Source organism: Mesorhizobium sp. M7A.F.Ca.US.007.01.2.1 (genome assembly GCF_003998165.1).
GTDB lineage: Bacteria > Pseudomonadota > Alphaproteobacteria > Rhizobiales > Rhizobiaceae > Mesorhizobium > Mesorhizobium ciceri.
Map to the genome: position 1 here is coordinate 1 of NZ_RZQP01000181.1, position 12,882 is coordinate 12,882.

Annotated in this window: 18 protein-coding genes; 4 read left to right on the forward strand and 14 right to left on the reverse strand. The window is 62.5% G+C overall.

Going from position 1 to position 12,882, the window contains the following annotated elements:
• Positions 1-43 precede the first annotated feature (43 nt).
• The 11 genes from EN949_RS25695 to moaA form a co-directional block, all read right to left on the reverse strand.
• The gene (locus tag EN949_RS25695; RefSeq protein WP_127367061.1) at positions 44-748 is read right to left on the reverse strand and encodes a DNA alkylation repair protein; all 705 of its coding nucleotides are present in this window, start codon (positions 746-748) and stop codon (positions 44-46) included.
• 9 nt (positions 749-757) lie between these two features.
• Positions 758-1,627: an NAD(P)-dependent oxidoreductase gene (locus EN949_RS25700; RefSeq protein ID WP_024503308.1), complete on the reverse strand. Its 870-nt coding sequence runs from the start codon at positions 1,625-1,627 to the stop codon at positions 758-760.
• A 112-nt stretch (positions 1,628-1,739) separates the two neighbouring features.
• Entirely contained in the window at positions 1,740-2,561 is an 822-nt protein-coding gene (locus EN949_RS25705) for an ABC transporter permease (protein ID WP_024503307.1), read from the reverse strand.
• Positions 2,558-3,277: an ABC transporter permease gene (locus tag EN949_RS25710; RefSeq protein WP_024503306.1), complete on the reverse strand. Its 720-nt coding sequence runs from the start codon at positions 3,275-3,277 to the stop codon at positions 2,558-2,560. Before EN949_RS25710 ends, EN949_RS25705 begins: the two co-directional genes overlap by 4 nt.
• A gap of 80 nt (positions 3,278-3,357) precedes the next feature.
• Positions 3,358-4,143 carry an ABC transporter substrate-binding protein gene (locus EN949_RS25715; protein ID WP_013531705.1) on the reverse strand — a complete coding sequence of 262 codons (786 nt, stop codon included), beginning with the start codon at positions 4,141-4,143 and terminating at the stop codon, positions 3,358-3,360.
• A gap of 157 nt (positions 4,144-4,300) precedes the next feature.
• Positions 4,301-4,810 (reverse strand): molybdopterin-guanine dinucleotide biosynthesis protein B, encoded by a 510-nt coding sequence (gene mobB / locus EN949_RS25720; protein ID WP_024503305.1) that lies wholly within the window; start codon positions 4,808-4,810, stop codon positions 4,301-4,303.
• A complete protein-coding gene (gene mobA / locus EN949_RS25725) occupies positions 4,807-5,433 on the reverse strand; it encodes a molybdenum cofactor guanylyltransferase MobA (protein ID WP_063167989.1) in 627 nt (208 codons plus the stop codon). The genes mobB and mobA overlap by 4 nt, the downstream gene beginning before the upstream one ends.
• A gap of 55 nt (positions 5,434-5,488) precedes the next feature.
• Positions 5,489-6,409, reverse strand: a complete 921-nt coding sequence (locus EN949_RS25730; protein ID WP_063167990.1) for a DMT family transporter — start codon at positions 6,407-6,409, stop codon at positions 5,489-5,491.
• 221 nt (positions 6,410-6,630) lie between these two features.
• A complete protein-coding gene (locus EN949_RS25735; protein ID WP_013531701.1) occupies positions 6,631-6,990 on the reverse strand; it encodes a hypothetical protein in 360 nt (119 codons plus the stop codon).
• A gap of 119 nt (positions 6,991-7,109) precedes the next feature.
• Complete coding sequence (locus EN949_RS25740; RefSeq protein ID WP_063167991.1) at positions 7,110-7,580, reverse strand: hypothetical protein; 471 nt, start codon at positions 7,578-7,580, stop codon at positions 7,110-7,112.
• A gap of 54 nt (positions 7,581-7,634) precedes the next feature.
• A complete protein-coding gene (moaA, locus tag EN949_RS25745; RefSeq protein WP_013531699.1) occupies positions 7,635-8,630 on the reverse strand; it encodes a GTP 3',8-cyclase MoaA in 996 nt (331 codons plus the stop codon).
• Positions 8,631-8,829: 199 nt separating this feature from the next.
• Here moaA and EN949_RS25750 point away from each other — a divergent pair, with 199 nt between their 5' ends.
• Both EN949_RS25750 and EN949_RS25755 read left to right on the forward strand, forming a co-directional pair.
• Positions 8,830-9,183, forward strand: a complete 354-nt coding sequence (locus tag EN949_RS25750) for a DUF971 domain-containing protein (RefSeq protein WP_013531698.1) — start codon at positions 8,830-8,832, stop codon at positions 9,181-9,183.
• A 65-nt stretch (positions 9,184-9,248) separates the two neighbouring features.
• Complete coding sequence (locus EN949_RS25755; RefSeq protein ID WP_063167992.1) at positions 9,249-9,860, forward strand: pyridoxamine 5'-phosphate oxidase family protein; 612 nt, start codon at positions 9,249-9,251, stop codon at positions 9,858-9,860.
• A gap of 18 nt (positions 9,861-9,878) precedes the next feature.
• On the opposite strand, the gene EN949_RS25760 is transcribed toward EN949_RS25755, so the two are convergent.
• Positions 9,879-10,331: a MarR family transcriptional regulator gene (locus EN949_RS25760; RefSeq protein WP_013531696.1), complete on the reverse strand. Its 453-nt coding sequence runs from the start codon at positions 10,329-10,331 to the stop codon at positions 9,879-9,881.
• Positions 10,332-10,378: 47 nt separating this feature from the next.
• On the opposite strand from EN949_RS25760, the gene EN949_RS25765 reads away from it, so the two are divergent.
• On the forward strand, positions 10,379-11,287 hold the full coding sequence (locus EN949_RS25765) for an alpha/beta fold hydrolase (protein ID WP_127366307.1): 909 nt from the start codon (positions 10,379-10,381) through the stop codon (positions 11,285-11,287).
• Positions 11,288-11,300: 13 nt separating this feature from the next.
• Here the strand turns inward: EN949_RS25765 and EN949_RS25770 are convergent, their stop codons facing one another.
• Positions 11,301-11,696: a rhodanese-like domain-containing protein gene (locus EN949_RS25770; RefSeq protein ID WP_013531694.1), complete on the reverse strand. Its 396-nt coding sequence runs from the start codon at positions 11,694-11,696 to the stop codon at positions 11,301-11,303.
• A 55-nt stretch (positions 11,697-11,751) separates the two neighbouring features.
• A complete protein-coding gene (locus EN949_RS25775; protein WP_127366308.1) occupies positions 11,752-12,366 on the reverse strand; it encodes a TetR/AcrR family transcriptional regulator in 615 nt (204 codons plus the stop codon).
• A gap of 99 nt (positions 12,367-12,465) precedes the next feature.
• Here EN949_RS25775 and EN949_RS25780 point away from each other — a divergent pair.
• Positions 12,466-12,882: SDR family NAD(P)-dependent oxidoreductase (locus tag EN949_RS25780; RefSeq protein WP_127371817.1), on the forward strand; the 417-nt coding region annotated here is incomplete at its 3' end.

The window sequence follows — 12,882 nt, forward strand, 5'->3', positions numbered from 1 at the left end:
CTTCACATGTCGGCGAGATCCTGACATGGCGGAACGCGCGCCGTCAGCCTTTCCTGGCGGCGATCCGCGCGAGCGTCTTGGCATTGGTCAGCTCCCTTACGGCGTCCTTGCCGATCCAGCGCGCCGTCTTGTCTGCCGACTGCGCCAGTCGTTCGGCGACAGCCAGGGCGGCACCGTGCATGTTCATCGATCGCTTACCGATCGACCGAAGCGCCCAGTTCACGGCTTTCTTCGCGAAATTGCGGCTGTCGTTCGCGTGCGTTTCGATGATCGGCAGGAAGGAGAGGAAGGTCGCCCCTGGCTCCTGCTTCCGGTGGACGACAGACCAGGCCATCATGGCGAAGGCCGTGCGCCGAACGAACTCCCGCTCGTCGGCCGCAAACTCGGCGATCAGTTCTTTCCAGGCGTCCGTATCGACAAAGAGATCCGAGACGCCGTCGACGATGTCCCAGGAGTCGAAACTAGCCGCCCATCGCCTTGCATCTTCAGCAGAAAACCGTTTCGGGTCAGCCGTGACGGAGGCAATGAACTGCGCCTCCATGATGCCGCTGTCCCATAGCTCGAAGGCGCGCTCGTGGTTGCGTTTGATCGTCCGCGCGATCTGCCGCTGCATGCCGTGCGAGATGCCAAGTGCACGGTCGATCTTGATGCCGTAGTGCAACATCCCGAGGCGGTTCTGCTCGGATCCGATGGCGCGAAGATGGGCGACGATTTCCGCGGCACTGGATTGAGGCGAGAGCTCTGCCACGGCAGAGACCTATTTTTCGAGACGGGCGAGCAGCGAGGACGTGTCCCAGCGCTTGCCGCCCATCGCCTGCACATCCTTGTAGAACTGGTCGACGAGTGCGGTGACCGGCAGTCTGGCGCCATTGCGGTCGGCCTCGGCCAGGCAGATGCCGAGATCCTTGCGCATCCAGTCGACGGCGAAGCCGAAATCATATTTGCCGGCGTTCATCGTCTTGTGGCGGTTCTCCATCTGCCAGGAGCCCGCGGCGCCCTTGGAAATCACCTCGATCACCTTCTCGATGTCGAGCCCGGCCTTCTTGCCGAAATGGATGCCTTCGGCCAAGCCCTGGACGAGACCGGCTATGGTGATCTGGTTGATCATTTTGGTGAGCTGGCCGGCACCGGCCGACCCCATCAAGCCGACCATGCGGGCAAAAGCGTCGATGACGGGCTTCGCTTTGTCGAAAGCGTCCTGCTCGCCGCCGACCATCACGGTCAGCACGCCGTTCTCGGCGCCGGCCTGGCCGCCCGAGACCGGCGCATCGAGAAACGAAAACCCGCCGGCTAGCGCCGCCGCCGCCAGCTCGCGAGCGACCTCGGCCGAGGCGGTGGTATTGTCGATGAAGACCGAACCCTTCTTCATCGATTTGAAGGCGCCTTCCGGACCAGTCGTCACCGAACGCAGATCGTCGTCATTGCCGACACAGGAGAACACAAAATCCTTGCCCTCGGCGGCCTGCGCAGGGGTCGCCGCCAGGCTACCGCCATGCTGGCCAACCCATTGCTCGGCCTTGGCCTTGGTGCGGTTGTAGACGGTGACGTCATGGCCGCCCTTGTTCTTCAAGTGTCCGGCCATCGGATAGCCCATCACGCCAAGACCGAGAAATGCCACAGATGCCATGAGCTTGCCCTTCAGAATGGAAACGGAATTTGCTGCGAAAGCTCTAGGCTCTGCGCTCAATTCGTCAAGACGCGTATAGCCTGATCGACTGGTGCAGCCGAATTGAAAATCGTCAGCGTTTCAGGTGAACGGTGATCCGGCGCTCGATCCATTCGACGCCATGCCGCAATATCTCGACCATCACCAGATAGACGAGGGCGACCCAGATATAGGCCTGGATGTCGAACGAGTTGGCGAAGGCGAGCTTGGCATTGCCCATCAGATCGTAGACCGTGATGATGGCGACGATCGCGGACGCCTTGACCATCAGGATCAGTTCGTTGCCATAGGGCCGCAAGGCGACGATCAAGGCTTGCGGCAGGATGATCTTGCGCAACGTCTGCAGCTTATGCAGGCCAAGCGAGGCCGCCCCTTCCCATTGCCCTCTTGGCACGCTCTCTATGGCGCCGCGCAGAATCTCCGCCTGGTAGGCGGCCGTGTTGAGCGCAAAGGCAAAGACGCCGCAATTGAACGCGTCCTTGAAAAAATCCCAGAGGCCGACCGACTGGAGTTCGACGCGGAACGAGCCCAATCCGTAGTAGACCAGATAGGTCTGGACCAGCAGCGGCGTGCCGCGGAAGAAATAGACGTAGCAATAGGCGAGGCCGGACAGGATCCGGTTGCTGGACATGCGCCCGTAAGCGACGGGCACCGACAGGATCGCGCCGAGTACCATCGATATGGAAACCAGCGCCAGCGTGACCCCAAGCCCGCTCAGATAAGCCGGCGCATATTTGGCAAAGAAATCAGGATTCCAGGCAAGGAAGAGATAGCTGACGATGCCGATTCCGAACAAAATCCATAGGCCCACCAGCGCGTAACCGGCGATACGCCTGCGCGGCCAGCCGCGCGCCCGTGGCGGCGGACGTTCGACCATGGTGGCCGTGGCGCTCATCGCTGCGCCTCCCGCCGGCCAAGCGAGCGCAGGATCGCATTGGTGGCGAAGGACGACAGGACGGCCAGGCCAAGAAAGACCAGCGAGGCGACGCCGAAGAACAGGAAAGCGTGCTTGGTGACGCGGGCCGCAATGCTGGCATTGCGCAGCGTCTCGGCCAGGCCGACGACCGACACCAGCGACGTGTCCTTGAGCAGGCTGAGCCAGCAGTTCTCCAGTCCAGGAAACGCGATGCGCAGCAGTTGCGGCACGATCACCTTGCGCATGGTCAGCCAGTTCGAAAGACCGATGGCATAGCCGCCCTCATACTGGCCTTTGGGAATGGCGCGGAAGGCGGAAAGGAAAACCTCACTGGCATAGGAGGAGAAGATCAGTGCAAGCACGATCATGCCGGCGACAAAGCTGTTGACGTCGATGGTGACGTCAGGCCGGAAATACCTGACGAGATGCTGCAGCAGGATCGGCATGCCAAAAAAGAACAGGAAGAGCGTCACCAGTTCTGGCAGGCCGCGAAAGACGGTGGTGTAGATGTTGGCGGCAAGGCGCAGCGACGGTTCTTCGGACTGCTTGGCGAGTGCAATGAAAAAGCCGATCGTCAATCCGATGGGCAGCGTGGCAAGCGCCAACGCAATGGTGATCAGTGCGCCATAGGCAATATCGTCAAGCCAGCCTTCAGGTCCCCAACTGAGAAGTGTCCATATGCTCTGGGCTGGCATCGACCGGTCTTATCCTCACGGCATTCCCAAGACGAATAGAAAGACGGCGGGGAAATTCCCCGCCGTCTTGACCTGGCTTATCAGGACTCGGCGCCGTAGACGTCGAACTTGAAATACTTGTCGTTGATTTCCTTGTATTTTCCATTGGCGCGAATGGCGGCGATGGCCGAATTGAGCTTGTTGACCAGGTCGGTTTCGCCCTTGCGTACGGCAATGCCGGCACCAGGCCCGAAAATCTCGACCGGCTGCGGCGAAGGTTGGCCGAGGATCTTGCAGCAGGCGCCGTCAGGCGAGTCCAGAAACTGCTGCAGCACGACGATATCGTCCTCGATGGCGTCGAGACGACCATTGGCAAGATCGGCCTGCTCCTCGGGGCTGCTCGGATAGCCCTTCACGGTGCTGTCGGTGTAGGTCTTCGAGGCATAGTTGAAATGCGTGGTGGTGGTGGCGACGCCGATGGTCTTGCCGGCGAGATCTTCCTTGGTCACGCCTTTCAGCGTGCTGTCCTTCGGCACGGCGATCGCCGAGGGCGTGTTGTAGTATTTGTTCGAGAAGTCGACCTTCTCCTTGCGCTCCGGCGTGATCGACATCGAGGCGACGATGGCGTCGAATTTACCGGCCTGGAGGGCTGGAATGATGCCGTCCCAATCCTGGGCGACGAAGGTGCACTTGACCTTCATCTCATCACAAAGCGCCTTGGCGATGTCGATATCGAAGCCCACGAGCTGGCCATCGGCGGTAAGGTTGTTGAAGGGCGGGTAGGCGCCTTCGGTGCCGATCCTCAGGGTCTTTTCCTGGGCCTGGGCGACGCCGAGCGTCAGCAGCGCGGCCGAAGCGGCAAGCGCGATACGCAGTGAAATACGCATGATGGTCCTCTCTTTATGGTCCCGGCCGTCGTTCCGAACGGCTCTGTGGGGCGGTGCTTTTGACCGCCCGCTGGCGCGATACTCCCACTCTTTCCAAGAAAAAAGCAACTGCAAAACCATAAAAATGGGCAAGGCTATTCTGCCGTTGCGTCAGCGCTCAAGCAACGAGCCCGGTGGTGCGCTCGATGAAGTCGGCTATCGATTTTGCATCGTCGAGATCGAATACCGGCAGCAGCTCGCCTTCAATGGCAAAATCGGCGGCGACAGCGACGATGTTGGGATCCTCCGCCGAAAGCGGCGTGCGGTCCTTCGCATCCAGCCGGCGGGTTTCGATCTTGCTGTGGGCTTCGCGCTTGTAGCCCTCGACCAGCACGAGGTCGCAAGGGGCAAGCCGCGACAGGACAGTCTCCAATGTCGGCTCATCCTCGCCGCGCAGCTCGTGCATCAGTGCCCAGCGAACGCCGGAGACGATCGCGACTTCGGTGGCGCCGGCCTGCCGGTGGCGAAAGCTGTCCGCGCCAGGTTTGTCGATGTCGAAGTCATGGTGGGCATGTTTCACCGTCGACACCTTCCAGCCGCGCCGGACCAATTCGCTGACCAACCTCTCGGTCAAAGTCGTCTTGCCGGAATTCTTCCAGCCGGTGATGCCGAAGACGCGTCTGTTCATGGCTTGATGCTCTGCAACAGACGCTCGGCAGACACAAGATCGTCCGGTTCGTTGATGTTGAAGAAAGGGTCGATCCCCGCCGATGGCGGAACCGGGAACTCCACCTCGACAAAACCCTGCCGGTCGATGAAAGCCGAAACCCGCCTGATATCCTGATCGACCAGAAAGTGCCGCAAGGCATCGCGGCAGCCGATCGGCCACAGCGCGAAGGTCGGATGCCGCTTGCCGGCCGAGCGGGCAACGGCAATAGAACCGGGGCTTTGATCGGCGGCCCCTGCCAGACGCTCGACAAGGTCCAACGGCAGGAAAGGCGTGTCACCGGCAGCGCTGACGATCGCCTTGCAAGGCCTGTTGGCCGCGGCCCATTCGAGGCCGGTCAGGATTCCGGCGAGCGGACCGGCAAAGCCGGGCACGCTGTCGGCAAGCACCGGCAGTCCAAAGCGCAGGAATCGTGCAGGGTCGCCATTGGCGCTGAGCGCCATCGATTCTATTTGCGGGGCGAAGCGCGACACGACCTGGTCAAGCAGGCAGCCATCGCCAAGCGGCAACAGGCTCTTGTCGCCGCCGCCCATCCGCCTCGACTGGCCACCGGCCAGAACAATCCCCGCAATGTCTCGCTTCATGCCACGAAGCCTGTACGCCAGCCGTCGGAAATCACAAGAACCTTCAATGATCTGGCTAGATTCCGTCCGGAACCATGCTTGGCCCCGTGCTTTCGGCGACGATCTTGCGCCGGCCGACGACCCGCTCGCGGTAGAGCGCATAGAGGCCGGAGCCGATGATGATGGTGGCGCCGACGATCATCGGCAGATCGGGAATGTCCGCGAAGATGAACAGGCCAAGCAGGATCGACCAGATCAGGGCCGTGTAGCGGAACGGCGCGATGAAGGAGATGTCGCCCGCCCGCATCGCCATAATGATGAACTGGTAGCCGATAATCACCAGCACAGCAGCCAGGGCCAGCAGGGCCGTGCTGTTGCCCGTCATCGGCGTCCAGCCGCCCATTGCCGGCAACAGCGCCGCGCCGACGATTGTCATGGCAAGCGCGGTCGCGGTCGACACCAGCAATGTCGGAATGGCCTTGGGGATCCGCTTGGTGGCGAGATCGCGCACCGCGCAGCAGGCGACGCTGGCCAGCGCCGACAGCGAGTAGACGCTGAACCCTTCGAAGCCCGGCCGCACGATGATCAGCACGCCGGCAAATCCGATGGCGATGGCCAGCCAACGCCGCCAACCGACAGTCTCGCCAAAGACAAGTGCCGCTCCCATCGTCACCGCCAGCGGCAGCGCCTGCAGCACCGCCGAAACATTGGCGATCGGCAGATGGGCGAGGGCGACGAGGAAACTCACCGTTGCGCCGGCCTCGCTGATCACGCGCAAGGCGACCAGAGGCTGCAGCATCGAGCCCGGGCGGGCGAGAGCGCCGCGCTGCCAGGCCAGCAGGCCGACGAAAAGCGAAGCGAAAGCCCCACGGATCAACATGACCTGCGCCATGTTCATCGATTGCGACGAGTATTTGGTTATGGCGTCGTTGAGGGTGAAGCCGGCCATCGCCACCATCATGAACAACGCGCCGTGAAGATTTGGAGACAGGGGCAAGACGGCTACCGGTTCTGCTAATACATATCGCCCAAAAGTGACCTCGGTTTTGGGGAAACGACATGCATAAGAAACAAAGACCTGAAGCGCGTGGCCTGAATCCGTTCAAACGCGACGCGCTTTAGGCAGCAAGCCTGTAACAGTCGGGCATGAAACAGCAACAGCAAAGGACTGGGCCACAGCCTTGTTTGTGGCCCGGAATATCGCCTGCGATGGCGAACTTACTTCTTCGGCGTAAGCACCTCGGTGCCATTGCCTTCCTTGCCGGCGATCGTCCAAAGACCGTGCAGCGAACCGTCCGCCGCCACCTTGTAGACGACGAGGCCAATGTCCTTGTCCATGACATAGCCGGCGGAGAAGGCATCATCGTTGCGCATGCAGATGCCGTCGGAAGATGAGCCACCAGTTTCCCAATGGATCGCGCAGGTCGTCCCGCTGGTCAGCGTGATGGTGGCTTCGCCGCCATAGGCCGAGCCGTCGAAGTTGGTGCCGGCGACCGTATAGGTGCCGCCGATCGACTGCGCCGCCGCGGGCACGGCCGCGAGGCCAAGCAGTGCCAGAGAAAGAACGAGTTTGCGCATGGTGTATCCCCCTGCGAGCGAAGAGCAGCTTCCAGGGGAAGGCTAGGCTGGAACAGACTGGCCGTAAATCCGGCTGCGGTTCGCGAACAAGACTTTTTCTGGGGTGTGGTCCGAAACCGTCATGGCCCCTTGAGACTGCCGGCGATGGCGCCGACCAGCGGATCGTATTTCGACTTCAGCGCCGGCGGGTAGTCGACCCAGACCGTACGGATGATACCGTCTTTCCCAAACAGACGTCGCTCGTAGAATATCTTTCCATCCCTCAGGCCCGACAGCACGGCCCAGTCCTTTCCGGCCTTGCTGTAGGTGACCTTGTAGCCCGGCTTCTTGCTCGCCTTCTCCGCCGCGACAAAGCCTTTCGGCGTGTCGTCGTCGACGTTGAGGATGCCCGAGCAGATCAGGCTGGCGCCATCGGCGCTCAGCCATTGCTGTCCGTCGCCATTGTCGGGCTCCGGCTGGCGATCGGTGAAGACGTCGTCGGGAAAGGTGCAGACAGTGCCGAAGCGATCGTTCACATAGGTGAATGGCGCGGCGACCGCACTGGTTGCTGCCATTGTCGCAATGACCAGGAATGAAGAGTGCAGCCGCATGCTCGCCTCGAAGTCATGATCCCGAAGCGATATTGCATGAATTTCACGGAAAGATCAGCCGCCAGTGACGCTCATGTGGCGTGACACCGATGGGCGGCTGGTGCGGCGGTCGATGATGAAGTCATGGCCCTTGGGCTTGCGGCCGATGGCTTCGTCTATAGCTTCGGCGACCAGCTCGTTGCCTTCCGAGGCGCGCAAGGGCGCGCGCAGATCGGCGGCATCTTCCTGGCCGAGACACATATAGAGGGTGCCGGTGCAGGTCAGCCGGACGCGGTTGCAGCTCTCACAGAAATTATGCGTCATCGGCGTGATGAAGCCGAGCCGTCCGCCGGTCTCGGCGACCTGGACGTAGCGCGCCGGGCCGCCGGTCTTGAAGGGAATGTCGGTCAGCGTGAACTGGCGTTCGAGCGACGCGCGCAGCAGCGACAGCGGCAAATACTGGTCGGTGCGGTCGGCATCGATCTCGCCCATTGGCATGGTTTCGATGACCGTCAGGTCCATGCCGCGGCCATGCGCCCAGCGCATCATCTCGGGCAGCTCGGCGTCGTTGAAATCCTTCAACGCCACTGCGTTGAGCTTGACCTTGAGCCCGGCCGCCTGCGCGGCATCGATGCCTTGCATGACCTTGTCGAGATGGCCCCAGCGGGTGATCTTGTGGAATTTGTCGGCATCGAGCGTATCGAGCGAGACGTTGATGCGCCTGACGCCGCAATCGGCGAGTTCGGCGGCAAAGCGCGACAGCTGCGAGCCGTTGGTGGTCAGCGTCAGTTCTTCCAGCGCGCCGCTTTCGAGATGCCGCGACAGCTGGCGCACCAGATGCATGATGTTCTTGCGCACCAGCGGCTCACCGCCGGTCAGCCGCAATCGCCTGACGCCCTTTTCGATGAAAACCGTGCACAGCCGGTCGAGCTCTTCCAGCGACAGCAGGTCCTTCTTAGGCAGGAAGGCCATGTCCTCGGCCATGCAATAGGTGCAGCGGAAATCGCAGCGGTCGGTAACCGACACGCGGAGATAGCTGATCGTGCGGCCGAAAGGATCAATCATGTCCATGCTTCAAGCGCTTCCCGTGGCCGTGAACGGCTTCGTTATATACCGCTATGTGATACGATCCGGCCTGCTGTTCAAGATAGCGCCTCTCGATCTTTGGTAACATCTCTCAGCCGACATCGCATGTCGGTCGGTCTCATCAGACCTTTTCCCGTTTGGCGAAGCGGCGTAGGGAAGGGCGGATGACACGGGATCGAACAGCATGACCGCACCGAAAGAACTCAGGGTTTCCAAGGACCGCAAACTTCTGTCCGTCACCTTTCCCGACCACCATCCGTTCGAACTGCCGGCGGAACTGCTGCGCGTCGCCTCGCCATCGGCCGAAGTGCAGGGCCATTCGCCGGATCAGCGGGTGACGGTCCCCGGCAAGCGCAATGTGGCGATCCTGAAGATCGAGCCGGTCGGCAACTACGCCGTGCGCATCACCTTCGACGATTTCCACGACACCGGCATCTTCACCTGGAATTACCTGCATACGCTCGGCCACGAGAAGGATGCGCGCTGGGAAGCCTATCTCGCGGAGCTTGCGGAAAAGGGCCTTAGCCGGGACCGCTAGGGCATCGCTGTCGTGAAGATGTCATCGATCTGGGGTAGCGCCGGCAAAGGTTTGGAGGCGAAAACATGTCCGTCATCACCACGGTCGAGCAGCTCGAGGCACTCTATGGCGTTCCAGGCGAGGCCTCGCTGGTCAAGGAACTCGACCACATCATTCCCGAATATGCCGCCTTCATCGAAGCCTCGCCCTTTGTCGCGCTGGCGACCAGCGGGCCGGAGGGGCTTGATTGCTCGCCGCGCGGCGATCTCGCCGGCTTCGTGCGCATCCATGATCCGAAAACGCTGATGATGCCGGACCGACGCGGCAACAACCGCGCCGATTCGCTGAAAAACATCATTCGCGACCCACGCGTCGGCCTGCTGTTCCTGGTGCCGGGCTCCGGCACGACGCTGCGCGTCAATGGCCGCGCCCACATCACAACGGATACAGCGCTGTGCGCGTCATTCACGGTGGACGGCAAGGCGGCGCGATCGGTGACCGTCGTCGACATCGATGCGGTCTATTTCCAATGCGCCCGGGCCATCGTCCGCTCCGAGCTCTGGAACCCGGCAAGGCATGTCGAGCCGAAGTCGCTGCCGACGCCCGGACAGATCCTGGAAATCACCAGCCGCAAGAACATCGACGGCGAAACCTACGACAAGGAATGGCCGGAACGGGCGAAGAAGACGATGTGGTAGGGTTGGGCTGAAGGGCGCTCAAGCCTCATTCAGCACATCATAGATCTTGCGCATCTGCTCGCCGATCATGTCGCATTGCTCCGGCGTCGACTGGCTCATCGCCTTCTCGATCAGCGCCATATGCACTTTCAGCGCCTGCATCAGCAGCGCCTCGCCGGCCTCGGTGAGCGCGAGCCGCAGGATGCGCTTGTCCTTCTCGTCGCCTTCGCGGCGCAGCAGGCCACGCGCTTCCAGCTGCGGCAACAGCATGGTGATGTTGGAGCGGCCGACGAGCAGCTTGCGGGCAAGATCGTGCTGCGACATTCCGGGGTGGCGATAGAGGTTCATCAGCACGTCGAGCTGCGCCGGCTTCAAATCGAGCGGCGCAAGTTTCACCGCCAGCGTGCGCTCAAGCACATGGCAGGCGCGCGCCACCGCGACCCAGTTGCGGAAACGCGGGTTGTCCCAAGGCAGCTCTTGTTTATTGTTCATCTTTGAACTATTATGTTCATGCTTGAACGTATGGATGGATTCTCACTATGGCATCATTCGGGCTGAAGGTCATCCGGGGCGTGTTCCGTGCGGCAGAGCGTGTCGCGCCGCGGCTCAGCGGACGCGCGGCGTTCGAATTGTTCTGCCGCACCCCGAATGTCAAGGCGCTCAGCGATGGCGAGCGCCGCGCTGTCGAGCGTGCGACGGGGTTCATGACCGAGGCGCGTCATCACCGGCTGAAGACCGCGACCGGCTGCGTCATGGTGCACGAGTTCCGGCCCGAGCCGGGCAGGGCGGCCGTCGGCACGGTGCTCGTCGTCCATGGCTGGCGCTCGCGCACCGAATATATGCGCGCCTTGATCGAAGGCTATCGCGCCGCCGGCTACAGGGTCGTTTCGCTCGACCTGCCTGGCCACGGCCAGTCGCAGGGCCGGCGCCTGAACATGGTCAATGCGGTGGATGCGGTGCGGGTTGCCGGCGAATGGTTCGGCCCGTTCGCGGCGGCGGTTGGCCATTCCTTCGGCGGCGCCGTCGCCGCCAATGCCATCGCCGGTTCGGTCAAGAACATCCCGCCGCTGGCGGCGGGACGCCTGGTGCTGATCGCGGCGCCAAGTTCCCTGCCGGCGATCTTTGCCGACTTCAGTCATATGTTGAATGTCGGCCCGCGCTCGCAAGCCGCCATGGCGGACCGGGTCGAGCATCTTTCCGGCCGGCCGCTGCACGAATTCACCGGCGACCGCCAGCTCGCCCAGGCACCGGTGCCGACCCTGGTCATCCACGCGCCGGACGACCGCGAAGTCTCGGCCGATCACGCAAGGCGCTATGCCGGTGCCGGCGGCCATGTGCGGCTCTACTGGGCCGACGGGCTTGGCCATCGCCGCATTCTTGCCGACAAGGGCGTGGTCGAACGCGCGGTCGGCTTCGTGACGCATCGCGAGCCATTGCTGCTGCATTGAGCGGCGGTCGAGATTATTTCTTCTTCTCGCCGGGTTCGACCGGCAGTCCGGCGGCCTTCCAGGCGGTGTAGCCGCCGAGGATGTGCTTGACCGGCGAAAGCCCCATGTCCTGCGCCGTCTTTGTGGCCAGGGCAGAGCGCCAACCGCCGGCGCAGAAGAACACGAAGCTCTTTCCCGAGGCGAAGAACGGCTTGTGGTAAGGGCTTTCGGGGTCGATCCAGAATTCCAGCATGCCGCGCGTGACATGTTTGGCGCCCGGAATCCGGCCGTCGCGTTCCACTTCGCGTGGATCGCGCAGGTCGACGAAGATGGTGTCTTCATCGTCGAGCAGCCCGGCCGCTTCCTCCGGCGAAACCACCTCGATCACGGCGTTCGCCTCGTCCAGCAGCTCGCGATAACCCTTTTTCACGCTCTCGTCCCTCCCGGCCTTGCTGGCGGATTTCGAGCACACCAGCCGGCGTTTGTCACGCCGCGTTGCCGCCGGCCAACGTCTGCCAGGCAGCCATGGCCCCGGCAACCGTCGCCAGCAGGGCAGCGTGCGAGGCGCCGTCTCGCGCCTGGATCGACATGCCGTGCTGGACCGTGGCGAAGAAGGTCGCGGCAGCGCTCGCGTCGAAATCCGCCGGCAATTCGCCTTCGGCAATACCGCGCTCCAGACGTTTTTGCAGGGCGGTGTGGTTTTCGGCACGACGGCGGCGCAGATCGTCGCAGATGGCGCCGCGGCTCGAATCCTGATGCAGTGCGCCCAGCGTGATCAGGCAGCCCTGCGGGCGATCGCTCTGCGCATAGGCTTTCGCCGTCAGGCGCAGGAATTGTTCGATCGCCTGCCGCGCGGTCGGAGCCTCGTCCAATGCCAGCCAGATGTCGGCACCCTCGGTGTGCGAGTAAAAATCCGTCGCCTCCAGGAACAGCGCCTCCTTGCTGCCGAAGGCAGCGTAGAGGCTGGGCGAGTTGATGCCCATGGCGGCGGTCAGCTCGCTCATCGATGCACCTTCGTAACCACGCGCCCAAAACACCTGCATCGCGCAACGCAGGGCTGCGGTTCGATCGAAGGTGCGGGGACGGCCTCGTTCCGACATGACGCTCTTTCTGTGTTGATCGATACATAATTCAGTTGACGCCAGCGGGCAAGGTTGACAGATATTTATGTATCGATCATTACATAAAAGGAGAATTCGATGTCTTCCAGCAGATTGAACGGCAAGGCCGCGCTCGTCACCGGCGGCAGTCGCGGCATCGGCGCGGCGATTGCGCGGAGGCTGGCGGCCGATGGCGCCAGCGTCGCGCTGACCTATGTGCATGGCGAGGAACAGGCCCGCGCTGTCGTCGCCGAGATCGAGGCCAAGGGCGGCCGCGCCATCGCGATCAAGGCCGACAACCGCGATGCGGTCGCCATAGACAAGGCGGTCGACGACGCCGTAACCGCCTTCGGCCGGCTCGACATCCTGGTCAACAGCGCAGGCATCTGGCGCGCCGCCCCAATCGACACGCTGTCGCTCGCCGATTTCGACGAGACCATGGAGGTCAATCTCCGGGCCCCGTTCATCGCTTCCAAGGCCGCGGCCGCCCATATGGGTGAGGGCGGCAGCATCATC

Bases quoted from the DNA above. Each gene is read 5' to 3' on its own strand.
- EN949_RS25700 (WP_024503308.1), bottom strand. From the start codon at position 1,627: ATGGCATCTGTGGCATTTCTCGGTCTTGGCGTGATGGGCTATCCGATG.
- EN949_RS25705 (WP_024503307.1), bottom strand. From the start codon at position 2,561: ATGAGCGCCACGGCCACCATGGTCGAACGTCCGCCGCCACGGGCGCGC.
- EN949_RS25710 (WP_024503306.1), bottom strand. From the start codon at position 3,277: ATGCCAGCCCAGAGCATATGGACACTTCTCAGTTGGGGACCTGAAGGC.
- EN949_RS25715 (WP_013531705.1), bottom strand. From the start codon at position 4,143: ATGCGTATTTCACTGCGTATCGCGCTTGCCGCTTCGGCCGCGCTGCTG.
- mobB (WP_024503305.1), bottom strand. From the start codon at position 4,810: ATGAACAGACGCGTCTTCGGCATCACCGGCTGGAAGAATTCCGGCAAG.
- mobA (WP_063167989.1), bottom strand. From the start codon at position 5,433: ATGAAGCGAGACATTGCGGGGATTGTTCTGGCCGGTGGCCAGTCGAGG.
- EN949_RS25735 (WP_013531701.1), bottom strand. From the start codon at position 6,990: ATGCGCAAACTCGTTCTTTCTCTGGCACTGCTTGGCCTCGCGGCCGTG.
- EN949_RS25740 (WP_063167991.1), bottom strand. From the start codon at position 7,580: ATGCGGCTGCACTCTTCATTCCTGGTCATTGCGACAATGGCAGCAACC.
- moaA (WP_013531699.1), bottom strand. From the start codon at position 8,630: ATGGACATGATTGATCCTTTCGGCCGCACGATCAGCTATCTCCGCGTG.
- EN949_RS25750 (WP_013531698.1), top strand. From the start codon at position 8,830: ATGACCGCACCGAAAGAACTCAGGGTTTCCAAGGACCGCAAACTTCTG.
- EN949_RS25755 (WP_063167992.1), top strand. From the start codon at position 9,249: ATGTCCGTCATCACCACGGTCGAGCAGCTCGAGGCACTCTATGGCGTT.
- EN949_RS25760 (WP_013531696.1), bottom strand. From the start codon at position 10,331: ATGAACAATAAACAAGAGCTGCCTTGGGACAACCCGCGTTTCCGCAAC.
- EN949_RS25765 (WP_127366307.1), top strand. From the start codon at position 10,379: ATGGCATCATTCGGGCTGAAGGTCATCCGGGGCGTGTTCCGTGCGGCA.
- EN949_RS25775 (WP_127366308.1), bottom strand. From the start codon at position 12,366: ATGTCGGAACGAGGCCGTCCCCGCACCTTCGATCGAACCGCAGCCCTG.